The organism is Shewanella mytili, assembly GCF_046765975.1.
Taxonomy (GTDB): domain Bacteria; phylum Pseudomonadota; class Gammaproteobacteria; order Enterobacterales; family Shewanellaceae; genus Shewanella; species Shewanella mytili.
Window position 1 is genome coordinate 41,338 of record NZ_JBKOUD010000013.1, and the last position, 25,478, is coordinate 66,815.

The following is a 25,478-nucleotide window of genomic DNA, read 5'->3' on the forward strand; positions in this document are numbered from 1 at the left end:
GTCCGTGATTATCAAGGCATGATGACCACAGATTACACCACAGGCTGCAAGGCTTAGAAAGCCATAAGGGCAAACCGGCACAAGAGGGTTCCGGATGCCGATGCAATTACCGAGAGTACCTGTAACAGGTGGCCGGGAAGCGCATCCACAATAACTGCATCGGCAGATAACCGGCATGCCTGCCGTCATCGTTCCGGAACCGAACCGTTTTACCCACCCCACAGGGGCCAACCATCGTCGGCATACGGCACGCAAAAGCCGTCCTTGTGTTGGCTTGCGTTATTCTAGCGTTATCAATCCGCCTTGATTAGCTAGCCAATCATCGACCTGCTGTTGCGTAAAAGTAACAGTGCTTCTGGTAACCGGGGTAAAAATGCCCTTTTAATTACCATGCATAATGATCAAATTATTTTTATTCTGAATTATTCTATAAGCCAAGTGCGCCAGCCTAATTTGAGCGGCGTAGAATGAAATTCATCGGCAGATGGCTGTCGATGCAACTGGTTTCATCGAGACCCGTAAAACGGGTGTCACCAGCTGTCAGGTGAGTCTTGAAATCGCCGGGACAATGCAAAATGTATCCCCCCGGTTTCTCCTAAAGTACATACGGAAGGAAAACCATGAGTAAAGAACACAGCAACAGCAAAGAACAGAAGAAAAAGCCCCAGATGACCATGAAGGAAAAAAGGGCCGCTAAAGCCGCAAAACGTGCAGCCAGAAATACTCCTGCAGATAACAGCTAATACTTCTGCCTATGAAACTATTAATGTTGCAGTCGCTTATCGGCGACAGGATCACGAAAGGCACTCGTTGAGTGCCTTTCTTTTTACCCTTCATCCCCATAAATCATTCGTTACCACACAGCGCAATCCCATCTGCAATCCAGCCTGTTGCATGTCCGCAACCGCTTATGAGCAGCAATCCCGACGTAACCAGCGCCGTGGCAACTTGTGGTAAACCGCTTTAGCCATCAAAATGGCCAGCAGCACCGCCGCATACCCGGTTACCGCCTCTGGCAGTAACCCATGCTCGGCCCCGATTTGCGGCTGCACCGTAAATCCAAACGTTGTGACCAGATAATTGACCACCACACCGCTGAGCAATGCCACGCCCAGCACTCCGCCAAGATAGCCGTACAGCGCCCGCGTCCCCAGCTCTTTGGTCACAATGCCCAGCGTGGCGATGTTGGTTGCAGGGCCTGCCAGCATAAAGACCAGTACCGCTCCTGGAGACACCCCGGCCAACAGCAAGCCCGCGGCAATGGGCGTGGAGGCGGTGGCACAGATATACATGGGAATGGACACCAGCACCATCACCAGCATGGCCAGCACCCCATCTCCCCAGCGCGCCAGAAAATCCCCTGGCACATATGTGGTTACCAACGCTGCAAAAAACAGTCCCACCAACAGCCACAAGGCGGTATCCGCCACCAGATCCGTCGCGGCGTACTTAATGCCGTGCCACAGTTTGCCCATAAAGGACATGGCGTCGGCCGCAGGTTCGCCACTGCTGCAACAACTGTTACTGCTGCAACCGCAATCCTCCTGCAACAGCGCTTCATAATGGGGCGATGCACTGCCATTCTCTTGCTTCTGAGCATCTGGCTGAGCGCTACTGCAACAACTGCTGACGGCATTGCCTGAAGTGCAACAAGATGCAACTGCCCCGCTGCTGCCATCCGCTTTCTTCTGAGCATCTGGCTGAGTGCTACTGCAACAACTGCTAACGGCATTGCCTGAAGTGCAACAAGATGCAACTGCCCCGCTGCCACCACAATCGTCATTGCCAGGGTGTTTGTCAGCCACCAAGACCTCATCCCGGCCGACCAGCAACCCCGCCGTAATCGCGCTCAATACTGCAGCGATGGGGCGCACCACCGCCATGAATGGCCCCAGCAAGACGTAAGACACCGTGATGGAATCCACCCCGGTTTCCGGTGTGGACACCAAAAAGGAGGTGGTAGCGGCTTTGGATGCCCCACTGCGGCGCAATCCCACCGCTGCCGGAATGACGCCGCAGGAACACAATGGCAGCGGCGCCCCCAGCAAGGCGGCCTTGATGGTGCTGCCAAGCCCGTGCCCGCCCAACTGCCGGTGCATCCACGACATGGACACAAACATTTTCAGTAATCCGGCCAACAGCAGTCCCAGTAACAACCAGGGGGCGGATTCTCTGAACAGCGCGATAAAATTTTCCATTAACATTTGCGGTATTCCTTAGATGAAGCCTGATGATGCGTCATGGGTTCTGCCCCTACGTCATGGACTGGGGGTCATGAGCCGGAAAAGTGCTACTGTCCGGCGCCGCGCCATGCACACCATCGCAAGACTCCAGCGCCTGCAGGATGGAGCAGTGCTCGGCACTGACAGACCCGCCGCAGCAGATGTCCGACAACATCTGCAACGATTGCATAAACCGCTGCAGCTCCGCCATTTTCTGCTGCACCTGTTGCAGCTTGTCATCCACCATCGTTTTCACGTCGCTGCAGGCCCAGTTGGCCTTATCCAAATCGATGGACAGCAGATCGGCAATTTCCCCCAGACTGAAACCCACCGCCTTGGCCCGCAGGATAAACTGCAAACGCCGGGCATCCTCAGCGCTATACATGCGATATCCGTTGGCGGTGCGCATCGACGGGGCCAACAAGCCGTTTTTTTCGTAAAAACGCAGCGTGTCGGTATTCACCCCGCTGTGTTTTGCCAGTTCACCAATGCGATACATGCCCTGCTCCCATACGATGACACCGCTTGAGTATAAACCTTGGAGCTTAGTCCAAAGTCAACCCTTTTTAAATGAAAAACAATCTCATTCACTATTTTTTATGCCGATTCGCCGTTCACCAAATCCGTATGTGTTGTTCTTCATAAAAAACAATATCTGAGGGGCTTTTGCGCTAAAATAGCGCCTCCGGCAACAGGGGAAACCCTGTCGCATTGAGGGATTTTGGCAAAGTTATTATTTCAACTTGCTGATTTTTATAATTTTGCCAAAGTATCTTCGCAATATTAAAAAAGTGGAAACTGTACCCAAAATGACTACTGCCAGACCTATTCGTCGCGCGCTGCTCAGCGTCTCAGATAAAACCGGAATCCTGGAATTTGCCCAAGCCCTGCATGCTCAGGGCGTGGAACTGTTGTCCACCGGTGGTACCGCCCGCCTGTTGGCCGAGCACCAAATTCCGGTGACCGAAGTTTCCGATTATACCGGACACCCTGAAATCATGGATGGCCGGGTAAAAACCCTGCATCCCAAAGTGCATGGCGGCATTCTGGCACGCCGTGGTCTGGATGAAGCCGTCATGGCCGCCAACCACATCAGCCCTATCGACCTGGTGGTCGTTAACCTTTATCCATTTGCCGCCACCGTTGCCAAACCCGGCTGCACACTGGAAGACGCCGTGGAAAATATCGATATCGGCGGTCCTACCATGGTGCGGGCAGCCGCGAAAAACCATAAAGATGTCACCATTGTGGTCAACGCTGCCGATTACGATCGGGTATTGGCGGAAATGGCCGCCAATAATGGTTCCACCACCCTCGACACCCGCTTTGATCTGGCCATTGCCGCCTTTGAACATACCGCCGCTTACGATGGCATGATTGCCAACTACTTCGGCACCATGGTTCCGGCCCACAGCCGGGACAACTGCGAACCGGACTCTCGCTTCCCCCGCACCTTCAACACCCAGTTGGTGAAAAAACAAGACCTGCGTTACGGCGAAAACAGCCATCAGAGCGCGGCCTTTTACACTGAGCTGAGTGTGGATGAAGCCTCAGTGGCCACGGCGGAGCAGCTACAGGGCAAGGCGTTGTCTTACAACAATATTGCCGACACCGATGCAGCGCTGGAATGCGTCAAGGCCTTTGATGAGCCTGCCTGCGTGATTGTCAAACACGCCAACCCATGCGGCGTGGCGCTGGGCAGCGATTTGCTGGATGCCTACAACCGCGCCTTTAAAACCGACCCCACCTCAGCCTTTGGCGGCATCATCGCCTTTAACCGCGAGCTGGACGGCGACACCGCCGCTGCCATTGTGGAGCGCCAGTTTGTGGAAGTGATTATTGCCCCGGTTGTCAGTCAGGCGGCCCGGGATATCGTGGCCAAAAAGGCCAATGTGCGCTTGCTGCAATGCGGTCAGTGGCAACAGGCCACTCAGGGTTATGATTACAAACGGGTTAACGGCGGCTTGCTCATTCAGGATAGGGATCAGGGCCAAATCACCGCTGCCGATCTGCAGGTGGTCAGCAAACGTCAGCCTACCGAAGCGGAACTCAAGGACCTGCTGTTTTGCTGGAAAGTGGCCAAGTTTGTCAAATCCAATGCAATTGTCTATGCCAAAGACGGCATGACCATTGGCGTGGGCGCCGGTCAGATGAGCCGAGTATACAGTGCCAAGATTGCCGGCATCAAGGCTGCCGATGAAGGGCTGGTGGTAGAAGGCTCCGTAATGGCCTCCGATGCCTTCTTCCCGTTCCGTGATGGCATTGATGCTGCCGCAGCTGCCGGCATTCAGTGTATCATTCAGCCCGGCGGCTCCATCCGTGACGAGGAAGTGATTGCCGCAGCAGATGAACACGGCATGGCAATGGTATTTACCGGAATGCGTCATTTCCGCCATTGATGATTTGCCGGGGGAGCCAGGCTCCCCTCTGACAACACATTAAGGAACAACTAGATGAAAGTACTCGTGATTGGCGGTGGTGGTCGTGAGCACGCCCTGGCCTGGAAAGCGGCTCAGTCTGCAGAAGTGGAAAAGGTGTTTGTGGCACCGGGCAATGCCGGTACCGCGCTGGAGCCAAAGCTTGAGAATGTGGCCATTGACGCCACCGATGTGCCCCAGTTGCTGGCCTTTGCCCAAGCCCAGGACGTGGCACTGACCATCGTGGGTCCAGAAGCCCCGCTGGTCATCGGTGTGGTTGATGCTTTTCGTGCCGCCGGTCAGACCATCTTTGGCCCCACCAAGGGTGCGGCTCAGCTGGAAGGCTCCAAGGCGTTCACCAAGGATTTTCTGGCACGGCACCATATCCCGACCGCCGATTATCAGAACTTTACCGAGATGGCCCCGGCCAAAGCCTATGCCGCTTCGCTGGCAGCCACTACCGGTTTTCCGGTGGTGATCAAGGCCGATGGCCTGGCAGCCGGCAAAGGGGTGATCATCGCGCAAAATCAGGCCGAGGCGGATGCCGCCATTGATGACATGCTGGCCGGTAACAAATTTGGTGACGCCGGTTCGCGGGTGGTGATTGAAGAGTTCCTTAAAGGCGAAGAAGCCAGCTTTATCGTGATGGTGGACGGACAAAACATTCTGCCCATGGCCACCAGTCAGGATCATAAAGCCCGGGACAATGCCGACAACGGCCCCAATACCGGCGGCATGGGCGCCTACTCGCCCGCACCTGTGGTAACGCCGCAAATCCACGACTGGGTGATGTCCCATGTCATTCGTCCCACCGTGGACGGCATGGCTGCCGAAGGCAATGTGTATACCGGCTTTTTGTACGCTGGGCTGATGATTGCCAATGACGGCACTGCCAAGGTACTGGAATATAACTGCCGCTTTGGCGACCCGGAAACCCAACCCATCATGATGCGGCTCAAATCCGATTTGGTGGCTTTGTGTCTGGCCGCCTGTCGCGGTGAGCTGGATAAGGTCTCTGCCGAATATGATGAGCGCGCTGCCGTGGGCGTGGTCATGGCGGCCGGCGGTTATCCGGAGCAATACCGCAAAGGGGACGTGATTGAGGGGCTGACCCTTGGCAATCAGCATAAAAAGGTATTCCACGCCGGCACCCGGATGCAAGCGGGCCATGTGGTTACCAATGGCGGCCGGGTATTGTGTGCCACCGCCTTGGGAGATACCGTTGCCAGTGCCCAGCAGGCCGCTTATGCGCTGGTGGATGAAATTCACTGGGATGACGTGTATTTCCGCACCGATATCGGCTACCGGGCCATTGCGAGGGAACAGCAGCAGTAAAACACTGTTCGTTAGTCACGTAAGCTGTTAGTTCCGTTATCCGGCCATGGTGGCACTGCTGCCATGGCTAACTCGCTTCCCTACCCTCTTTGCACCAAAGGCTGACGCATGGTGCGGCCATGTAGCAAGAGCTCTCACCATCACGCTTATCCGGCATTTCCCATGGCGGCTTTGGCCCCCGCCAATGCAGGCCCATCCTCCGCCACCACCCGCAGCCCGCTACTTGGCAGGCGGTATTGCGCCAAGGGCATGGGGCGGCCAATGGCATACCCCTGGGCATAATGGATGCCTATCTCGTTAAGCTTGTCGATGATGTCCTGGCTTTCGATGAATTCCGCCACGGTTTCAATGCCCATGGTACGGCAAACATCATGAATGGATTTTACAATGGCGTAATCCCGGGGATTGCCCGCCAGTTGCCGCACGAAACAGCCGTCAATCTTCACATAATCCACCGGCAATTCCCGCAGATAACCATAAGAGGCAAAACCGCTGCCAAAATCATCCAGCGCCAATGACAGCCCTTGCTGGCGCATGGCCTTGAGCATACTCATGGCCTGCTGCCGATTCTGGATGGCACTGGTTTCGGTGATTTCAAAACACACGCAGCTGCTGGGGATGCCATAACGGGCTTGCTGAGCGGTAATGTATTCCAGCATGCCGTCGGCCCCCAGACTGTTGGCCGACAGATTGATGGACATCACGATTTCGTGGCACAAGGTGCGATGGGCCGCCAACCACTCAAACGCCATACGGATGACTTCCTTATCCACATCCTGCATCAGCTTGAAACGCTCCGCCGCGGCAATGAACTGCCCGGGCGGTAACACCCGGCCATTTTCATCCTGGATGCGCAGCAAAATTTCCAGCCGCTGCCGTTCACAACGGCCGTTAAGATTACGGATGGGCTGGAAATACAACAACAGTTGCCGGGCCTCAATGGCACGGGTAATGCGCAGCGCCCATTGGGGGGCATTGCGCTCGTATGCCAGTTCCCGGTTGCGACCGTCAAAAATGTGGATTTGACTGCTGCCCTTGCGTTTGGCGGCAATACAGGCAATATCGGCATCTTTCAATAGTTCATCGGCCTTGCGGGGCTCCTCCTGGGAAAATGCCACCCCGATACTGACGCCCACCCGATAATGCACCCCTTGATGCTGTATGGTTTGCAGGTTCACCTGATGCACGATTTCTTTCAGCTGCCGAATAACTTCCAGTGATGAACAGTCACGGATCACCAAACCGAACTCATCCCCGCCCAGCCGTGCCAGCAAATCCTGGGTGCGCAGCTGGGTTTCAATGGCCCGGGCCACCAGCGCCAGCATCCTGTCGCCCGCGGCATGGCCACAGTTATCGTTGATGAGCTTGAATTGTTCCAAATCGAGATAACACACGGCCAACGTGCGCGCATGGGCCACAAAATCCGGCAATTGGTCTTCAAAAGCGCGGCGGTTGAGCAATGCGGTGATGGCGTCATAATCGGCACGGCGCTGCAGTTGGTGCTTGAGGCGCTCTTCATCGGTAATATCCCGCAGCACGATGACCGACCCCACAATATTGCCGCTGGCATCCCGCAAATTGCTCAAGGCCCGATCCAATATCCGTGGCCGGGACAGGGATAGCGTCATCTTGTAATGCTCCGGCTGACGGCTACCGGCCGACATGAACTGCTTGATTTCCGCATCCAGGCTGTTGGCGCTCTGAAACAGCTCGCTCAGCGTGGTGGTCATCGCCTGACGACGGTTAATCCCCAACAGCCGTTCCGCCTGGGGATTAAGATAGATGACCCGGGCGTGACGATCAGTCAGCAGTACCGCCTCGGCAATGGACTCAAGGGTGATGCGGGAGTGCTCTTTATGGCGACAAATTCGCAATACCAGCGCATTGATGCGATCGGCCAAAATGGTAAACTCACCGCCACCCCGGCCACTGAGTATGGCGGGATTGCGCGTGCCGGGGTCAATTTGCGCCAGCTCATCCATCAATTGGGCAAAAGGCCGCATCAACTTAAAACGCAACCACACATACCCCAACGCCAGCAAACAGATCCCGCCCACCAGCAAAATGCCTATCACCGGCAAGTTATGCCACTGCATCAAGGGCGCCGCCTGGGGCGCCATGCGAATTTCCAGGATCACCGGCTCATTGCCCAATGCCGGCAGTGACAGCTGCTGGTAGTTCACTGCGGGCGTTAACGCATCAAAGGGGCGCAGCCAACGCAGTGCGGCAAGGTGGGAGGCATCCAGTGACGAGAGATAATCCTGGGACAGCCATTGGCTGGCCAGCAATAACCGGCCATCAGGCAAATAGCGGTAGCTCAACATCACGGGCTGTTCTTCAATGAACAAAATGCCGCTGCCGGGCGCCCCGAGCCAACGCTGTCCTTGCAGTTTTGCCAGCAACTGAGTGGCCGCTGGGAAAGGCCCCGCCACCAGAGGATGCAGTGTTGCCAGGGATTTTGGCGCCACAAACAGGCTGATATCCGTATCAGAATCCGTGGCGTCAATGGCCGCTGCCGCGGGTTGTGTCAAAACCGGCGTATAAAGCATTAACAACTGCTGCAGGTGCAGCATGTCGGCGGAGATGCGCTGTTGTATGCGCTGCACATCCTGCTGCAACATCTGTTGCTGATGTTGGGTAATGTCATGCTCAAACCACAGGTTCAAACAATAGGTAACCGCCAGCAAGGCTGGCAGACAAAATACCCCAATAAACAGCCGGATTCGATTGTCTATATACATGGCGGATGCTTTGGCACTTTTATTGTTATGGGTACCAGCATCGCGACTTCAACAAACGACTCCACGCCACGCTGATTCTGTGAAAACCATGGCATCATGCCCTATCGTCCTTAAGGAGTATTTGATTTAGCGCATTGCTTATCACCGTGCTTTTGCAGAATTTGAAAAAATGTGAACTCTAATGTAGTAAAAAACGACAAAGGCCCGAAAAAACGGGCCTTTGAATGCAATATCAGCAATGATTTACTTGTGATACTGACGGGACATTTCATGTACGGCTTTGACAAATGCCGCAGCGTGTTCTGGGTCGGCATGCTGTGAAATGCCGTGGCCCAAGTTGAACACATGACCATTGCCTTCGCCAAAGCCTGCCAGAATGCTGGACACTTCTTCTTCAATGCGGGCAACAGGTGCATACAGCATGGAGGGGTCCATATTGCCCTGCAATGCCACTTTATCACCTACACGGCGACGCGCTTCTGCAATATCAATGGTCCAGTCCAGCCCCAGTGCATCACAGCCGCTTTCCGCCATGGCTTCCAGCCACAAGCCACCGCCCTTGGTAAACAGGGTAACCGGTACTCGGCGGCCTTCCGCTTCGCGGGTCAGGCCATCAATGATTTTCTGCATGTAACGCAGGGAAAATTCACGATAGGCTGTATGGGACAGGGCGCCGCCCCAAGAATCGAAAATCATCACCGCCTGCGCGCCGTTGGCAATCTGGGCATTGAGGTACAAGGTCACCGCATCGGCCAGTTTATCCAGCAACAGGTGCAGTGCTGCCGGCTCGGCGTACATCATGCGCTTAATCTGTTCAAAGGTTTTGCTGGAGCCGCCTTCCACCATGTAAGTGGCCAGAGTCCAGGGCGAGCCGGAAAAACCAATCAACGGCACTTCGCCTTTCAGTTCGCGGCGGATGGTACTGACCGCTTTCATCACATAACCCAGTTCAACTTCCGGATCGGGAATGGGCAGCGCCTGAATGGCGGCCATGGTGTCAGCCTTGCGTTCAAAGCGCGGGCCTTCACCGGCCTCGAAATACAGCCCCAGTCCCATGGCATCAGGCACGGTGAGGATGTCGGAAAACAGGATGGCAGCGTCTAGGTCAAAACGGCGCAACGGTTGCAGCGTCACTTCACAGGCCAGCTCGGCATTGCGGCACAGCGACATGAAATCACCTGCTTGGGCACGGGTGGCGCGATACTCCGGTAAATAACGCCCGGCCTGACGCATCATCCATACTGGCGTCACATCGACAGGTTGTCTCAACAAGGCACGTAAATAACGATCGTTCTTCAATTCTGCCATTTAGCTGTTCCTACAGGTTATTTTGGGATTTGCTGGAGCGGTATTTTAGCATTTGCCACAATAATGTAACCTCTCCGGCAGTATTTCTGTGACCACCAACATGCATATGCCCACTGAAAAAAATGCCGGCATCACACATAACTTGCAGCAGATCACGGTCTGTGGGCAAAGTGTTATCCACTAGAAAACTACATCCTGCCTTGGACTGAAAACAGTTGCGCCAGTTCCCCCCCTTTGGTATAAAAAGTCTGCGCTAGCAAGAACAATCAAGAAGCTCGTCACATCGAGCCCTTAAAATTTTCCTCGCCCAGCAGTATTGATTACTGCTGGGCTTTTTATTGCCAACCCGCCAACCGCCTTTGGGGCCCGCACAAACTTTAATCATCATTCCCGCCGGTTTAAGTTGCCAAGCACTTATAAAATCGCCTAAATTTAATCATATTCAAGGCGGTGAAGGAGTGGCACATGCTAACGAAACTGGAACTGGCAGAACAAAAATGGGGCGGTGCAAGTCGTTTGATTGACCGCTGGTTGCACAACCGCCGCGAATTACTGAGTCAGTATTTCAAACTGGCGGGCATTCCGCCCTACGGCAAACACGAAAAGAGCCTGCCCGGGGTGAACCAGGTACACCTGTTTTGTGAACACCTGGTGGATTACATTTCCGAATGCCACTTCCGGGTAATAAACCAAATCATGCACTCTTTCCCAGAAGGGCAGAAGCTCACCGACCAGCTGTTACCCAAACTGCTGGAAACCACGGATTTGCTGCTGGATTTCATCGACAAATATGCCGAAGTGGAAAACGACGACATGTTGTATGGGCTGGATGAAGACTTGGCAGCGCTGGTCAACACCCTGGAAACCCGACTGCAGTTGGAAGACCGTTTGCTGCAGGTATTGTACACCTACCGTATTCAGCGCCACGAAACAGCTCCGGTGCTGTAGGCGCATTGACGCAAGCTTCCCTCCCGGTAACAAAAAGGCCAGCAATCGCTGGCCTTTTTCCTCATCGCAATCTAGGGCTTATACCGCAGTCTGGAAAATCACTTTTCCGGCTTTTTCAGTATAAGAACCGATTTTGTCGAAATTCAGATAACGGTAAGTATCTGCCGCAGTGGCATCGATTTCCTTGGCAAATTCCTGGTACTCGTCAGGTGATGGCAGGCGGCCCAACAACGCCGCTACCGCTGCCAACTCTGCCGAAGCCAGGTACACATTGGCACCGGTACCCAAACGGTTCGGGAAGTTACGGGTAGAGGTGGACACCACGGTGGCACCATCGGCAACCCGGGCCTGGTTACCCATGCACAGTGAGCAGCCGGGGATTTCGATACGCGCACCCACGCGGCCAAAAATGCCGTAATAGCCTTCTTCGGTCAGCTGTTCCTTGTCCATTTTGGTAGGAGGCGCAATCCACAGGCGAGTAGGCAGGGTTTTGGCAAATTTGTCCAGCATCTTACCGGTTGCCCGGAAATGGCCGATGTTGGTCATGCAGGAGCCCACAAACACTTCATCAATCTTGGTGCCAGCCACTTCAGACAGTGGACGGGCATCATCCGGATCGTTAGGCGCGCACAAAATGGGCTCTTTGATTTCGTTCAAATCAATCTCAATCACGGCGGCATATTCTGCATCAGCATCGGCAGACATCAGCTGCGGATTGGCCAGCCATTCTTCCATGCCCTTGATGCGGCGTTCCAAAGTGCGACGATCGCCATAACCTTCGGCAATCATCCACTTCAGCATCACCACGTTGGAGTTGAGATACTCAATGATGGGGTCTTTATCCAGCTTGATGGTACAGCCGGCAGCAGAACGCTCCGCTGACGCATCAGACAGTTCGAATGCCTGTTCCACCTTGAGGTGCTGCAGCCCTTCAATTTCCAGAATGCGGCCGGAGAAGATGTTCTTCTTGCCTTTTTTCTCAACGGTCAGCAGTCCCATGTCAATGGCTTTGCGCGGGATGGCGTGCACCAGGTCGCGCAAGGTGATGCCAGGCTGCATTTTGCCACTGAAACGTACCAGTACGGATTCAGGCATGTCCAGTGGCATCACGCCGGTTGCGGCAGCAAAGGCCACCAGGCCGGAACCCGCCGGGAAAGAGATGCCGATGGGGAAACGGGTATGGGAGTCACCGCCGGTGCCCACGGTATCAGGCAGCAGCATGCGGTTCAGCCAGGAGTGGATAACGCCGTCACCCGGACGCAGGGACACGCCGCCGCGGTTCATGATGAAATCCGGCAAGGTGTGGTGGGTATTCACGTCCACAGGTTTTGGATAAGCGGCAGTGTGACAGAAAGACTGCATCACCAAATCGGCACTAAAGCCAAGGCAGGCCAGGTCTTTCAGTTCATCACGGGTCATGGGGCCGGTGGTATCCTGAGAGCCCACTGACGTCATTTTAGGTTCGCAGTACTGTCCGGGACGAATGCCGGCAACGCCACAGGCCTTACCCACCATTTTCTGTGCCAGGGTGAAGCCTTTGCCAGAATCGGCAACCGCAACAGGACGAACGAATACGTCTGATGCAGGCAGCCCCAGGGTTTCGCGGGCTTTGTCAGTCAAACCGCGGCCAATGATCAACGGAATACGGCCACCGGCACGCACTTCATCCAGCAACACGTCGGTTTTAAGGCTGAATTCGGAGATCACTTCATCGCTGTCGTGACGTTTGACCTTGCCTTCATATGGATAGATGTCGATGACATCGCCCATCTCCATATTGCTCACATCCAGTTCAATGGGCAGTGCGCCGGCATCTTCCATGGTGTTGAAGAAAATGGGGGCAATCTTGCCGCCGAGACAGAAGCCACCGGCACGCTTGTTGGGCACATTGGGGATATCATCGCCCATGAACCACAACACGGAGTTGGTGGCTGATTTACGGGAAGAGCCGGTACCGACCACATCACCGACATACACCAGCGGGAAGCCTTGGGCTTTAAGGGCTTCAATTTTTTTCACCGGACCCACAACACCCGCTTCATCAGGCTCAATGCCATCACGGGGGTTTTTCAGCATGGCCAGCGCGTGCAATGGAATATCCGGACGAGACCAGGCATCGGGTGCCGGAGACAGATCGTCGGTATTGGTTTCGCCTGGCACCTTGAACACGGTCAGGGAGATTTTCTCTGCCAGTTTGGGGCGGTTCAGGAACCATTGGGCATTGGCCCAGGATTCCACTACCTGTTTGGCGTAACTGTTGCCGGCGTTCATCTTTTCCACAACGTCATGGAAGGCATCAAACATCAGCAAGGTATGGGATAAGGCGTTAACGGCCAGAGGGGCCAGGGTGTCGTTGTCCAATTGCTTGAGCAGCGGCTCGATGTTGTAACCCCCCTGCATGGTACCCAGCAGCTCAATGGCACGCTCGGCACTCAGGATTGGAGAAGTGGCACTGCCACTGGCAATGGCATCGAGGAAACCGGCTTTGACATAAGCGGCTTCATCCACACCAGGGGGAATACGGTTTTCCAGCAGATCCAGGATAAATTGTTCTTCGCCAGCAGGTGGATTTTTTACCAGTTCAACCAGTTCGGCAACCTGATGGGCATCCAGCGGTTTGGGGACAACTCCCTCGGCAGCACGCTCTGCGACGTGTTTACGATAAGCTTCTAGCACGGCAACATTCCTCTTTGTTTGGCGCTCTAACGACTGTCCATTCGCCTGCGGGACAGTCCCACAGATTCGACCCTTATTTTCCGCGAAGAAGTATACTACAGCTTTGCAAAAGTATGAATCAGATCACATATGAACCACATCATGCGTGAAGGTAAATTTGTGGGCGCACAATAAACTAATCTCTCACTTTCAATAATGATATTAGACAATAGTTTGAAAATTAATCATTTATCTAAAATATAGCAAATCACTGCTGAAGATTGTTACTGTAATAGCAGTTTGTACTGTACATCCTGATTGACCCATCATTTACCACTTGGCAGCAAAATGGACATTACCATGCAACAACCTCCACTACGGGCCGTTATTTTTGACATGGATGGCGTGCTCATCGATTCAGAACCCATGTGGCAACAGGCGGAATTCAACATATTGGGCGCGCTCGGACTGCCGGTCACCCCGGAGGCCATTGCCCAAACCACCGGCTTGCGCATTGATGAGGTGGCACAATACTGGCAGCAGCGTTGTCCGGCGCAACACCTGCAAAGCCGCGATATTGAAGATGATATTATTGCCGAGGTGATCCAGTCCATCCGCCGGGACGGCCAGGCCATGAGCGGTGTAAGCCATGCCCTGCAAGCCTGCCGCCTGCAGGGATTAAAAGTGGGGCTGGCCACATCCTCATCCAGCGACATTATTGAGGCAGTACTGGAAAAACTCCACATCCGCGACGCATTTGATGCCATCCAGAGCGCTGAAAGCCTGCCCCTTGGCAAGCCCCACCCGGAGGTGTACCTGCGCTGCGCCCAGCGCTTGCAGGTAAACCCTGATGCCTGCCTGGCGGTGGAAGACTCGTTTAACGGCATGATTGCCGCCCGCGCCGCCAAGATGCAGACGCTGGTGATCCCGGCAGAGGTGCAATGGAATGCCGCCCACTGGAGCGCCGCCCAGCATAAACTGCCCAGTTTGCAGGCCCTGCCAGCGCTGCTGGCACAACTTGCCGGCACCCGCGCACCTTAAATTGCCCGTCGTCCGCTAGCCCCGTAACGCGGCAAGGACACCCTTCTAGCAAGTGCAGCCATCAAAACACAACAGCCAGACGGATGTCTGGCTGTTAAATCACGACGCAAGCGGTTCAGGGCCACAGGCAATCCGGCGTTTTACCAGATTTTCACCCGCTGATCCTTTGGCAGGTACTGCTTGTCGGTGGATTTCAAATCAAAGGCTTTATAGAAACCTTCCACGTTGCGCGGGGTGCCCATGGCGCGGAAATGACTGGGTGAATGGGGGTCAGTCAGCAAACGGCGCACCAGCTCTTCATCACGATACTTGCGACGCCATACCTGGGACCAGCCGATAAAGAAACGCTGATCGCCTGTCAGACCATCCAGTACCGGCGCTTCATTGCCGTTCAGGCTCAGATGATAAGAGCGCAGCGCTACGGTCAGGCCACCCAAATCCCCGATGTTTTCCCCCAGGGTCAGCTCGCCATTGACATGTTTGCCCGGCAGCGGCTCAAAAGCGCTGTACTGGGCGGCCAGTGCCTGACCCCGTTTCTGGAACTCTTCACGATCCTTGTCAGTCCACCAGTTACGCAAATTACCATTGCCGTCGTATTTGGCCCCCTGATCGTCAAAACCGTGGCTGATTTCATGGCCAATCACCGCGCCGATGCCACCGTAGTTCACCGCATCGTCAGCATCCATGTTGAAAAACGGCGGTTGCAGGATGGCAGCCGGGAACACGATTTCGTTACCTACCGGGCTGTAATAGGCATTGACGGTTTGCGGCGTCATGTGCCATTCGGTGCGATCCACCGGCTGACCGATTTTATCCAGCATCTTCCGGTATTCGAATTTGGCTGCCCGCTGGTAGTTGCCCACCAGTTCATCCGCCTTGATCTCCAGCTTGCTGTAATCTTTCCACTTGTCCGGATAACCAATCTTGTAGGTGAACTTGGCCAGTTTTTCCTGGGCGGCCTTTTTGGTTTCCGGTGTCATCCATTCCAGTTCATCAATGCTGACTTCAAACCCCTTGATCAGGTTTTTAATCATGCTCTCCATGCGCACTTTGGCTTCGGGCTTGAAGTTGCCGGCCACGTATTCCTTGCCCACCAGCTCGCCAATCACGCCGTCGGCACCATCCACCGCCTGTTTCCAGCGGGGCTGCTGCTGCTCAATGCCCATCAGGGTTTTGCTGTGGAAATCAAAATGCAGATCGGCAAATTGCTGGCTCAGCAATTGGGCATAGCCGTCCACCAGATGGAAGGCAAGATAGTCTTTCCAGGCTGACAACGGGAAAGACTCAAACCCGGCGCCGAACTTTTCAAAGTAAGAGGGCTGGCGCACGATAATCTCTTTGGCGCTGTCGGCCAGACCGCTACCGGCAGCAAAGGCGATGATGTCAAATTTGCCGGTGAGCTGCTGCAACTGGGCCAACGTCATCTTGTTGTAGGCCTTGTTGGCATCACGGGATTCCACCCGGCTCCACTGGTTTTTGGCAATGGACAGCTCGATATTGGCCACATTGGCCGCGGCGTTATCGGCGTGGGCATAACCGGCAGCATGCAGCAGGTCGCGCACATACTGGCGCATGGCCTGACGGTTGGCGTTGAATTTGGCATCGTCTTTCAGATAGTAATCACGGTCTGGTAACGTCAACCCGCTCTGATACAGGTAAACCCCGTACTGGCTGGAATTCTTGGCATCGTTATTCACATAAAAACCAAACGGAATGCGGCTGCCGGAGGTCAGCAGCTTGCCCATCAGTTCGGCAACATCCCCATAGCTGGATGCGGCGGCAATATCGGCCAATTGGGCTTTAAGGGGCGTGATCCCCAGTTGCTCCACGGTGGCGGTATCCATGTAAGCCGTATAGAAATCACCGATTTTCTGCTCAGTGCTGCCATGCACCTTGTTGGGCGTGGCGGCGGCTTTTTCGATAATTTGTTTCAGTGCCGCCTGGCTTTTTTCATACAGGACACTGAATGCCCCATAGTTGGATTTATCGGCGGGAATTTGGGTGCGCTGTAACCATTTTCCGTTAACGCTGTAATACAGGTCGTCCTGAAAACGCACATGAGAATCGAAGTTTTCGGTTTCAATGCCGGAGACTTTTGCCACTGCGGCCTGAGTGTTTGCCGGTGTTGTGGGGTTACTGGCGCAGGCCGCCAATCCCAGGCTCAGGGCGATCCCCAAGGCCAACGTGCTTATTTTATTCATTATGTTTCCACTCTCTCATGTAAAAGGGGGTTACAAGAACAACAACCTATCACCTTAGCATTGCCACCGGTTTGCCAGTAGCCGATTTTTGTAAGGGTTTATGAAAGCTCATGCTAGCCCATGCTAGAAATTCTTGCCGATGAAAATGTACATTGCCCGCTCACCGTCATCGCTAAGCCCCACCCCCAAGGCCGCCGGGCCAAGGGGGGTATTGGTGCCCAGAAAAACGCTGCCCGCATAGATCAGCTCCCCAAGGGACACCTTGCGCCCCACACCCCAGACATTCCCGGCCTCGATACTGGTACCCAAATACAGGGGATAATCTTTCAGTCCCAGGGCATCCCGGCCCAAATCATATTGATAAATAAAAGCGCCAAAGAGCTTTTGTGCGCCGGCAAGGGAGTTTTTATGGTAGCCGGAAAGGTTAAGGAAACCGCCCAAATCTGACACGTAAATGGTAAAGTCCTCATCGCCGCCTTTGCTCACCGACGCATAGGACGCCTTGCCCACAAACGAGTGGTTGCGCACACTGACCACCCCTTTCCAGTCCGCCTGGACTTGCAGCGAGCGATCCGGGCCTGAAATCAGCGCGCCGTTGTATTTTTCTTTACGCCAGAACAGGTTCAGCGTCACCCGGTTCCCGGAGGTGGGAAAACTGATGTTATCCAGCGAATCGTAACCGAATTTGAAATAACCGCCGTAGGTGGTGAAATCGATATCCCCCAAAAAGGCCAGATTGGATAAATGCCCGGAGTCAGCGGTGATCCCAAGCTCCATCATGCCCTGAGGCAAATAGTTGTACCCCAGCCCGAAGTCCACCCGGTGACTGCTGCGATCCAGCTGATAATAGAGCACATTGGCATCAAAGATGTCCCAGTTTTTTTCTTCATACTGGTAACGGGCCCGGCCGTAAAAGGTCTGGTTGCTGTCCAGCGGTTGGTAAAATTCCGTGCCCAGCAGTTTCTCAAACCCCAGCTTGGCTTCATTGCGCCACTCACCGCCGTTTTCGGTGAGATCCGACAGGGTCAGGGCAAAATCCAGCGTCAGCGCCGAGTCCATGGTGAAGTCATCTTCCCAGTTGAAACCGAACTGCAAATAGTTGGGGCCCCAGGATTTCGCCTTGGTGGTGACGGTCAGTATCCGCCCGGCATCCGTGTCTTCGAACTCGGCGCTGACCCTTTCAAACTTATCAAGTGAATACAAACGGTTAATGGCATCATCCAGTTGCTGTTTGTTCACCACGTCACCGGCGTTGATGTCCAGCACCTTGGATAGCATGGAGTGACTGATGTTGGCATCGTTGTGATACACAATCTGGGTGACGGGGCGCTGCACATTATCCAGCCACTGCCGGGCCGTGGTGTGTTTGTGGTGCACATATGCGGCATAAGCCTCGGGGGAAAGCGCCAATGGCTGCAATGATGCCAGTAAGGCTTCGGCGGCGGCTTCACCGGCCACCAGCGCCTGGGGCATATCGGAAAAATCCGTGGTGCTGAGGTTATCAATGTCAGGACGGATCAGCACATCCCGCTCGGTCAGCAGCAACTTTTGCCGCTCGCTGCTGGCCTGGGTCAGCATGGTGGACAGCTGGTTCAGTACCGCCACAGCCCCTTTGAGCTGCTCCTTTTGTACCAGCTCCGAGCCGATATCCACCGCAATCACGATGTCGGCGCCCATGGCTTTGACCACATCCACCGGCATGTTGTTGGCAATGCCGCCATCCACCAGCAACTTGCCGTCGATAATGGCCGGTTGCAGCGCCCCGGGCACGGTGGCCGAGGCCTGCATGGCCTGCACCAGACTGCCTTTGTCCAGTAACACCGGCCGGCTGTTTTCCAGGTTGGTGGCCACCGCCCGGAAGGGAATGGCCAGGTCGTCAAAATCGTCGAACTCTGGCACCAAGCCTATGGTATTGCGATAAAGGCGCGACATGCTCTGCCCCAGCAGCACGCCGCTGGGAGACTGCACCTCGCTGTCGCGCAGCCCCAGGTTCAGCGGAATGTTGTATTGATCCCGGGTCTGTTTGGCGCGATAGGCCAGCTGCTCCCGGGGCACCAGATCCGAATAACCACTGGACCAGTTTTGCTGCATCATCAGGGTTTCTATCTCTTTGGCGCTGTAACCCAGGGCATACATGCCACCCACATAAGCGCCAATACTGGTGCCGGCGACGTAATCCACCGGAATATGGTGCGCTTCCAGCACCTTGAGCACCCCCACATGGGCCGCGCCTTTGGCGCCACCGCCGCTCAACACCAGCCCGATTTTGGGCCGTTCTGCTGCTGTGGCGGCAGCCGTGCCAAACAAGGCACACAACAAGAACAAGGGACACAGAGAAAGGAAACGCCGCAGGAATGATTGCATAGGGGATACGGATACTGTTCAGCAAATGACCGGCTTATCTTAACAGAGAAGCGATATAAAACAGAATCCGCAGCGCCCCGGTGTTGTGGCAAATTTAATAGTACTGTCGCTGGAAATTTTCCAGGGATGTGGGTTTGGCAAAATAATAGCCCTGGATGATGTAACAGCCGCGGCCGAATACCTGCTCCAGCTGTTCCCGGGTTTCCACCCCTTCGGCCACCACGCTCAGTTTCAGGTTGCGGGCCAACTCGATGATACTGCTGACAATGGCTTGATCCGCATTGTTGCTGGCAATGTCCAGCAGGAAGGAGCGGTCGATTTTCAACGTGTTCACATGGAAATTACGCAGGTAAGCCAGTGAAGAATACCCGGTGCCGAAATCGTCAATGGCCACTTCAATATGGTGCTGGCGCAGCTGCTGCAGATGCTCTCTGGCAATGTGCAGCTCTTTCATCAGCACCCCTTCGGTGATTTCCAGCGTCAGCTGTTTGGCCGGCATGCCGGTGCGCTGCAGGGTCTGCAGCACAAACTCGATGAAATCGGGCTGGCGGAAATGCACGGCACTCACATTCACCGAAATGCTGAAGTTTTCATCACTGATTTGCTGGCACAGGCGGGCGCCGTCTTCACATGCCCGTTGCATCACCCAGCGGTCGATATCCACAATCAGGCCGCAGCTTTCTGCCACCTTGATGAACACATCCGGCGGCACGAAGCCGTCTTTGGGATGATGCCAGCGCAGCAGGGCTTCAGCCCCGATGCAGCGATCGTTTTGCAGCAAGTTGTATTGTCCCTGATACCACAGCTCAAACTCGTTGTGCTCAATGGCCCGGCGCAAATCGCCTTCAAGACGCATGTGATACAGCGCCTCGGTATTACGCTCCCGCGAGTAGTACTGGAAATTGCCCCGCCCTACATCCTTGGCGTGATACATGGCCTGATCGGCATTTTTAATCAGGTTTTCCGGCTGCTCCGTATCATCGGGCCAGATGCTGATGCCAATGCTGGTGGAGATGAAAAATTCCCGGCCATACAGCCTGAACGGCTTGGCGATTTGCGACAGCAGCGCATCACACAGGCGGTTAATCAGGTCGATATCACCGGTATTGACCAGAATGACAAACTCATCGCCACCGAAACGGCACAATACCTGCCCATCATCCAGTACCGACTGCAAACGGTTGGCGGCCTCCACCAGCAGCGCATCCCCCATGCTGTGGCCGTAGTAATCATTGACCTGCTTGAAGCGGTCCAAATCGAGAAACATCAGCGCCAGCTTGCTGTTGTCCTTGCTCGCCCGGGAAATGCTCTGCTCCAGCCTCGCGGCAAACAAACTGCGGTTTGGCAGGCCGGTCAGCACGTCATAATTGGCCAGTTTTCGCAGTTCGGCTTCTGACTGTTTGCGCTGAGTAATGTCGGAAAACACTATCACGTAATGGCGCAGCTGCTGAAAACTGTCTTTCATTACGGAGATGTTGAGCCACACCGGGAAACGGCTGCGCTTACGGCTCATCATCTCCCGCTCGCCGGTCCAGGAGCTGCGGGAGGCCAGCAATGAGGCAACCGTGGCCGATGGCCCGTCCCCATCGCTCATCACTGCGTTAATGTGCTTGCCGCGCATCTCCTTGCGGGTGATCCCCACCAGTTTTTCTGCCGCCCGGTTGGCCACTTCTATGCGCTCATTGGCATCTAGGATAAGCACCCCTTCCGAGGTGTTTTCAAACGCCCTTGCCAGCAAGCTCACCTCACTTTCCAGCCGTCTGGTGGCGGTGACTTCACTGTAAATCCCCGCCACTTTTTGCACTTCGCCGCTGCCGCCATCCCAGGCCACCGGCCGCCCTCTTACCTTGACCCAGCCCCAGTTGCCTTCCTGTCGCAGGTAACGGTATTCCACGTCAAAGCTGTCGATTTGCTTGTGCAGCAGCATCTGCCAGCGCTGCTCCACCCGCTGCCGGTCATCCGGGTGCATGGGAAAACCGCCGGAGCGCACAATCACCTGGCGGCTGCCAATGCCCAGCACGTTGCCATGGTTGTCCAGATAAAAGCTGTTATCCTCCCGGTGCCATTCCCACAAATCGGAATCACTGCCCCGCAAGGACTGGCGCAGCCGGTCATCACTTTCCGTCAGCGCCTGATTCACTTTTCGAAAGCGCTTCACCTGCCGATGGCGGTAAATGATGATGCCCGTGAGGGAGGCCAGTAGCGACAGCAGCCACAGCATTCTGAACCAGGTGGTGTCCCACCAGTGAATTTGCACCCGGAACGGAAACACCAATGGGGTTTGTTCCCAGACGCCGTTGATTTTCCCCAGCACCTCCAGGGTATAATCGCCGCCCTCCAGCCCGGCCAGATTGATTTGCGACTGGTTGTCCAGCAGCAGGTAATTGCTGGGCTTCATGCTGCCCGGCTCCCGCAGGCGGTATTTGATGCTGGTGGCGGTATCATCCAGAAAATCGCTGTTGGATAGCTGAAAGCTGATGAGCCGGGCGCCCGGTGCAACCCGCATGCCCGGATGGGGCATCATGCTCACTTGGGTGTTATTGTCGTAATACACCGCCACCGACTCCATCACCACCCCCACATGGGCGATGCGATTTTTCATGGCGGCCACATCCAGCAGCATCACCCCTTCCGGGGTGCCCACGTACAGGCCTTTCCCTGGCTGGTAAGCCACTGCGCCCTCATTAAGCTCCTGGGCAATGAAGCCGTCGCTGCGGCCCACCACCGCAATCTCGCCGCTGGCCTTGTTTTGGCGGATAATCTGCTTGGGGCAACCCACAATCCGAAAATCCCCCACATCCTTTACAAAATACACCCCGGGACATTCCACCTGCCATTGCTGGTTGAGACTGCGAACGTGAGAGGTTTTGGCATTGAATTCCAGCACGCCCTGGGTGCGGGTGCCCAGCCAAAACAGCTGATCGTCCACCTGCAGGATACTGGTCACCATGGCGGTTTTGAGAAAGTCACTGCCCACCTCAATCACCCGCTGGAATTGGCCATCGTCGGCAAAATGCCCCAGAAACTTGTTGCCGCCGGTCCATAACCTTTTTTGTTTATCCTGATACAGTGACAATACCGCCAACCGTTCTCGGGACGCGCTAAAACCGGGCAACTCCACCCGCTGCATCGGGCCACCGGGCACCCAGTGGTGCAGACCATGATTACTGGCAATCCACCAGTTGTCCTGGTCATGGAGCACATTGAATATCACCACGTGTTCCAGCGCGCCATGGGGGCGATCAGGGGTCACCAGCCGCTGTCCTTTGCCCGAGTGCTGATCCAATTCAAACAAGCCGTTGCTGGTAGACAATAACCATCTGCCGGGACTGATGGCGTTAATGCCGTAAATGCTGTCGCTGGGCTCCAGCCCCTCAGGCACGAATTTTTCCGATTCATGGGTTTGCAAATTCACCCGGTACAGCGCGCCGTTACTGCCAATCCACAAATCGTCCCGGTCCAGCGTGACCGTCCATACCGTGTCAGTGTCCAGTGAATAAGGCGGGCGGTTGCCGATAATCTCCTTCAGAAAATCCGGGCGGTCGGTCAAAATCGCCAGCGGCGTGCCGGCACCGGCCACCCACAACAGGCCGTGGCTATCCAACAGCAGATGGTTGGGGCTGTCTATGCCCGCACGCTGCTTGAGCTGATCTTTATAGGAAACCGTCCGATGTTCTTCGGGGTAGTATTTCAGCAAGCCCCCGCGAATGGCTATCCATAAGTCCCCTTTGTCATCCTCTACCAACATGCGGCACAAATAGGGCACTTGTGCTATCCGCTGCGGCCGGGATTGGGACAAGTCGAGACGATACAATCCCTCTCTGGAAGAAACCCAGATGCGCTGTTTGCGATCCTGATACACATGGTAATAACGTCCATCGCGGGTATCCCACACATTTGCGGCCAAACGCTCGCCTTGCAAATCGTAAAGATCCAGATGCCGGCGACTCCCCAGCAACAAGCGGCCGTCTTGCAGGCGCAGCAGGTTAGTCCAATTGCCATGCTCGCTTTCCGGCAGGGTAAACAGCACGTCCAGACGGTTGACATCCTGGGACATGCGCCACACTTTGCCTTCGGCCGACAGCAACAGCAAATCGCCACCGGGCAAGGGGCTAATGGCAGTGAGGGCGCCGCCGTCAAACGACGGGAACAGCTGCTTGCTGCCCAAACGCTTGAAGGTGTTGTCATGAATATTGTAAAGGTAGGTGTTGCGCTCGGTAACCGTCAGCAGGTGCTGCTGATCCACATTGCGCACCAGCAGGAAAAACTCTTCCTCCAGCCGGGAGTGGGTTTCGGATTTGTCTATCCGCCGCACCACGTTGTTGCTGACCCGGTACAACCCCTGTTCGGTAGCCAGCCAGACAAAACCGTAGTGATCCACGGTCATGTCGTGAATGGTGGAGTTACCCAAACCGTCCCGGGCGGAAAATACCCGTTGCACCACTTCGCCACCAAAGGCGCGGACACTGCCCAGCAACAGGCTTAAAACACATATCACGATAAAAAAATGCTGTTGTCTGTTCATTCCTGCCAACTGCGGCCATTAGGCCATTACTTACGAACCAAGGGTGATTTATCGGTCAATATCTAACCACGTATTATGTATTAATTTAGGGGTGGGTATCAGTGCATTTGGCCACATATAAGCAAAAACCCGGCAACAATGCCGGGCTTTTATAATTAAACTAAGTAAAGATTATTTCTTTTTGGCCTTGGGGTTTGGCAAATCGGTGATGGAGCCTTCGTACATCTCGGCGGCCAGACCAACAGACTCGTGCAAGGTAGGATGCGCATGGATGGTCAGCGCGATATCTTCTGCATCGCAACCCATTTCCACGGCCAGACCGATTTCGCCCAGCAGTTCACCGGCATTTACCCCAACCAGGGCGCCGCCAATGATGCGGTGGGTTTCTTTATCGAAAATCAGTTTGGTCATGCCTTCACTGGCTTCAGAGGCAATTGCGCGGCCACTGGCAGCCCAAGGGAATACGGCAGTTTCGTAAGCCAGCCCCTGTTCTTTTGCCTGTTTTTCAGTCAGGCCAACCCATGCCACTTCCGGATCGGTATACGCAATGGATGGGATAACTTTTGGATCGAAGAAATGTTTCAGGCCTGAAATCACTTCAGCGGCCACATGGCCTTCATGCACCCCTTTGTGTGCCAGCATTGGCTGACCCACAATGTCGCCCACGGCAAAAATGTGCGGCACGTTGGTGCGCATCTGCTTGTCAACATTGATAAAGCCGCGTTCGTCAATTTTCACGCCCGCCTTGTCTGCATCAATCAGCTTGCCGTTAGGGGTACGGCCAATGGCCACCAGCACCGCGTCATAACGCACGGCTTCTGCCGGTGCAGACTTGCCTTCCATGGTGACATAAATGCCGTCTTCACGGGCTTCTACCGCGGTCACCTTGGTTTCCAGCATCAACTTGAACTTCTTGTTGATCTGCTTGGTGAAGTTTTTCACGATATCCTTGTCAGCGGCAGGGATAACCTGATCGAACATTTCCACCACTTCAATGTCGCTGCCCAGGGCAGAATAAACCGTGCCCATTTCCAGGCCGATGATGCCACCGCCCATGACCAGCAGTTTGCCGGGCACTTCTTTCAGGGCCAGCGCATCGGTAGAGTCCCAGATACGGGGATCTTCATGGGGAATGAATGGCAACTGGATGGTACGGCTACCGGCAGCGATGATGGCGTTGTCAAAGTTGACGATGGTTTTGCTGCCATCTTCCGCGCTGACTTCAATGCTGTTGGGGCCGGTGAATTTACCCAAGCCGTTCACCACCTTTACCTTGCGCATTTTGGACATGCCGCCCAAGCCGCCGGTCAACTGGCTGATCACCTTCTCTTTGAAACCGCGCAGCTTGTCAATGTCGATTTGCGGTTCACCGAACGTGATGCCGTTTGCTGCCATGTGTTTGGCTTCTTCAATCACTTTGGCAACGTGCAGCAGTGCCTTGGAAGGAATACAACCCACATTCAGACATACACCGCCAAGGGTGCTGTAACGTTCAACAATCACTGTTTCCAGACCCAGATCCGCTGCACGGAAAGCGGCTGAATAGCCTGCAGGGCCGGCACCTAATACCACAACCTGTGTTTTGATTTCGTTACTCATTTTTTCCTCTGATTTAGTTCAGTCCATCGGGACAGCCAGCCCAACCTTGGAGCCTTCAGCCACTAGAGCATCTTGAAAGTGGCTGCATTTTAACCTTTACATGACCTTGATCACAATAAAAC

At 54.9% G+C, this 25,478-nt stretch carries 14 protein-coding genes; 5 read left to right on the forward strand and 9 right to left on the reverse strand.

What is annotated here, in order from left to right; genetic code table 11:
- Positions 1-620: 620 nt before the first annotated feature.
- Positions 621-743, forward strand: a complete 123-nt coding sequence (locus tag ACIDEJ_RS12490) for a hypothetical protein (RefSeq protein ID WP_411988395.1) — start codon at positions 621-623, stop codon at positions 741-743.
- A gap of 165 nt (positions 744-908) precedes the next feature.
- Here ACIDEJ_RS12490 and ACIDEJ_RS12495 read toward each other — a convergent pair whose 3' ends face one another.
- Both ACIDEJ_RS12495 and zntR read right to left on the reverse strand, forming a co-directional pair.
- Positions 909-2,204 (reverse strand): SO_0444 family Cu/Zn efflux transporter, encoded by a 1,296-nt coding sequence (locus tag ACIDEJ_RS12495; RefSeq protein WP_411988396.1) that lies wholly within the window; start codon positions 2,202-2,204, stop codon positions 909-911.
- Between the two features lie 49 nt (positions 2,205-2,253).
- The gene (gene zntR / locus ACIDEJ_RS12500; protein ID WP_411988397.1) at positions 2,254-2,721 is read right to left on the reverse strand and encodes a Zn(2+)-responsive transcriptional regulator; all 468 of its coding nucleotides are present in this window, start codon (positions 2,719-2,721) and stop codon (positions 2,254-2,256) included.
- Between the two features lie 310 nt (positions 2,722-3,031).
- On the opposite strand from zntR, the gene purH reads away from it, so the two are divergent.
- Both purH and purD read left to right on the forward strand, forming a co-directional pair.
- Positions 3,032-4,621: a bifunctional phosphoribosylaminoimidazolecarboxamide formyltransferase/IMP cyclohydrolase gene (gene purH, locus ACIDEJ_RS12505; protein WP_411988398.1), complete on the forward strand. Its 1,590-nt coding sequence runs from the start codon at positions 3,032-3,034 to the stop codon at positions 4,619-4,621.
- A gap of 54 nt (positions 4,622-4,675) precedes the next feature.
- Positions 4,676-5,974: a phosphoribosylamine--glycine ligase gene (gene purD, locus ACIDEJ_RS12510; RefSeq protein ID WP_411988399.1), complete on the forward strand. Its 1,299-nt coding sequence runs from the start codon at positions 4,676-4,678 to the stop codon at positions 5,972-5,974.
- 146 nt (positions 5,975-6,120) lie between these two features.
- Here purD and ACIDEJ_RS12515 read toward each other — a convergent pair whose 3' ends face one another.
- The gene (locus ACIDEJ_RS12515; protein WP_411988400.1) at positions 6,121-8,715 is read right to left on the reverse strand and encodes a putative bifunctional diguanylate cyclase/phosphodiesterase; all 2,595 of its coding nucleotides are present in this window, start codon (positions 8,713-8,715) and stop codon (positions 6,121-6,123) included.
- A gap of 243 nt (positions 8,716-8,958) precedes the next feature.
- Positions 8,959-10,023, reverse strand: a complete 1,065-nt coding sequence (gene hemE / locus ACIDEJ_RS12520; protein WP_411988401.1) for a uroporphyrinogen decarboxylase — start codon at positions 10,021-10,023, stop codon at positions 8,959-8,961.
- A gap of 465 nt (positions 10,024-10,488) precedes the next feature.
- Here hemE and rsd point away from each other — a divergent pair, with 465 nt between their 5' ends.
- Positions 10,489-10,971, forward strand: coding sequence for a sigma D regulator (gene rsd / locus ACIDEJ_RS12525; RefSeq protein WP_411988402.1), 483 nt, complete (start codon positions 10,489-10,491; stop codon positions 10,969-10,971).
- A gap of 78 nt (positions 10,972-11,049) precedes the next feature.
- Here rsd and acnB read toward each other — a convergent pair whose 3' ends face one another.
- Positions 11,050-13,647 (reverse strand): bifunctional aconitate hydratase 2/2-methylisocitrate dehydratase, encoded by a 2,598-nt coding sequence (gene acnB, locus ACIDEJ_RS12530; protein ID WP_411988403.1) that lies wholly within the window; start codon positions 13,645-13,647, stop codon positions 11,050-11,052.
- Between the two features lie 339 nt (positions 13,648-13,986).
- On the opposite strand from acnB, the gene hxpB reads away from it, so the two are divergent.
- Complete coding sequence (hxpB, locus tag ACIDEJ_RS12535) at positions 13,987-14,667, forward strand: hexitol phosphatase HxpB (RefSeq protein WP_411988404.1); 681 nt, start codon at positions 13,987-13,989, stop codon at positions 14,665-14,667.
- Positions 14,668-14,807: 140 nt separating this feature from the next.
- Here the strand turns inward: hxpB and ACIDEJ_RS12540 are convergent, their stop codons facing one another.
- The 4 genes from ACIDEJ_RS12540 to lpdA all read right to left on the reverse strand — a co-directional run bounded on the left by ACIDEJ_RS12540 (position 14,808) and on the right by lpdA (position 25,356).
- Positions 14,808-16,868 (reverse strand): M13 family metallopeptidase, encoded by a 2,061-nt coding sequence (locus ACIDEJ_RS12540; RefSeq protein WP_411988405.1) that lies wholly within the window; start codon positions 16,866-16,868, stop codon positions 14,808-14,810.
- Between the two features lie 123 nt (positions 16,869-16,991).
- Positions 16,992-19,232, reverse strand: a complete 2,241-nt coding sequence (locus tag ACIDEJ_RS12545; protein WP_411988406.1) for a patatin-like phospholipase family protein — start codon at positions 19,230-19,232, stop codon at positions 16,992-16,994.
- Between the two features lie 94 nt (positions 19,233-19,326).
- Positions 19,327-23,757 (reverse strand): EAL domain-containing protein, encoded by a 4,431-nt coding sequence (locus ACIDEJ_RS12550; RefSeq protein ID WP_411988407.1) that lies wholly within the window; start codon positions 23,755-23,757, stop codon positions 19,327-19,329.
- Positions 23,758-23,928: 171 nt separating this feature from the next.
- The gene (lpdA, locus tag ACIDEJ_RS12555; protein WP_411988408.1) at positions 23,929-25,356 is read right to left on the reverse strand and encodes a dihydrolipoyl dehydrogenase; all 1,428 of its coding nucleotides are present in this window, start codon (positions 25,354-25,356) and stop codon (positions 23,929-23,931) included.
- Between the last annotated feature and the right edge of the window lie 122 nt (positions 25,357-25,478).

Excerpts from the sequence above, each read along its gene's own strand:
- lpdA (WP_411988408.1), bottom strand. The coding sequence starts at position 25,356 with ATGAGTAACGAAATCAAAACACAGGTTGTGGTATTAGGTGCCGGCCCT.
- ACIDEJ_RS12515 (WP_411988400.1), bottom strand. The coding sequence starts at position 8,715 with ATGTATATAGACAATCGAATCCGGCTGTTTATTGGGGTATTTTGTCTG.
- ACIDEJ_RS12495 (WP_411988396.1), bottom strand. The coding sequence starts at position 2,204 with ATGTTAATGGAAAATTTTATCGCGCTGTTCAGAGAATCCGCCCCCTGG.
- ACIDEJ_RS12550 (WP_411988407.1), bottom strand. The coding sequence starts at position 23,757 with ATGAACAGACAACAGCATTTTTTTATCGTGATATGTGTTTTAAGCCTG.
- ACIDEJ_RS12540 (WP_411988405.1), bottom strand. The coding sequence starts at position 16,868 with ATGAATAAAATAAGCACGTTGGCCTTGGGGATCGCCCTGAGCCTGGGA.
- hxpB (WP_411988404.1), top strand. The coding sequence starts at position 13,987 with ATGCAACAACCTCCACTACGGGCCGTTATTTTTGACATGGATGGCGTG.
- purH (WP_411988398.1), top strand. The coding sequence starts at position 3,032 with ATGACTACTGCCAGACCTATTCGTCGCGCGCTGCTCAGCGTCTCAGAT.
- zntR (WP_411988397.1), bottom strand. The coding sequence starts at position 2,721 with ATGTATCGCATTGGTGAACTGGCAAAACACAGCGGGGTGAATACCGAC.
- purD (WP_411988399.1), top strand. The coding sequence starts at position 4,676 with ATGAAAGTACTCGTGATTGGCGGTGGTGGTCGTGAGCACGCCCTGGCC.
- hemE (WP_411988401.1), bottom strand. The coding sequence starts at position 10,023 with ATGGCAGAATTGAAGAACGATCGTTATTTACGTGCCTTGTTGAGACAA.
- rsd (WP_411988402.1), top strand. The coding sequence starts at position 10,489 with ATGCTAACGAAACTGGAACTGGCAGAACAAAAATGGGGCGGTGCAAGT.
- ACIDEJ_RS12545 (WP_411988406.1), bottom strand. The coding sequence starts at position 19,232 with ATGCAATCATTCCTGCGGCGTTTCCTTTCTCTGTGTCCCTTGTTCTTG.
- ACIDEJ_RS12490 (WP_411988395.1), top strand. The coding sequence starts at position 621 with ATGAGTAAAGAACACAGCAACAGCAAAGAACAGAAGAAAAAGCCCCAG.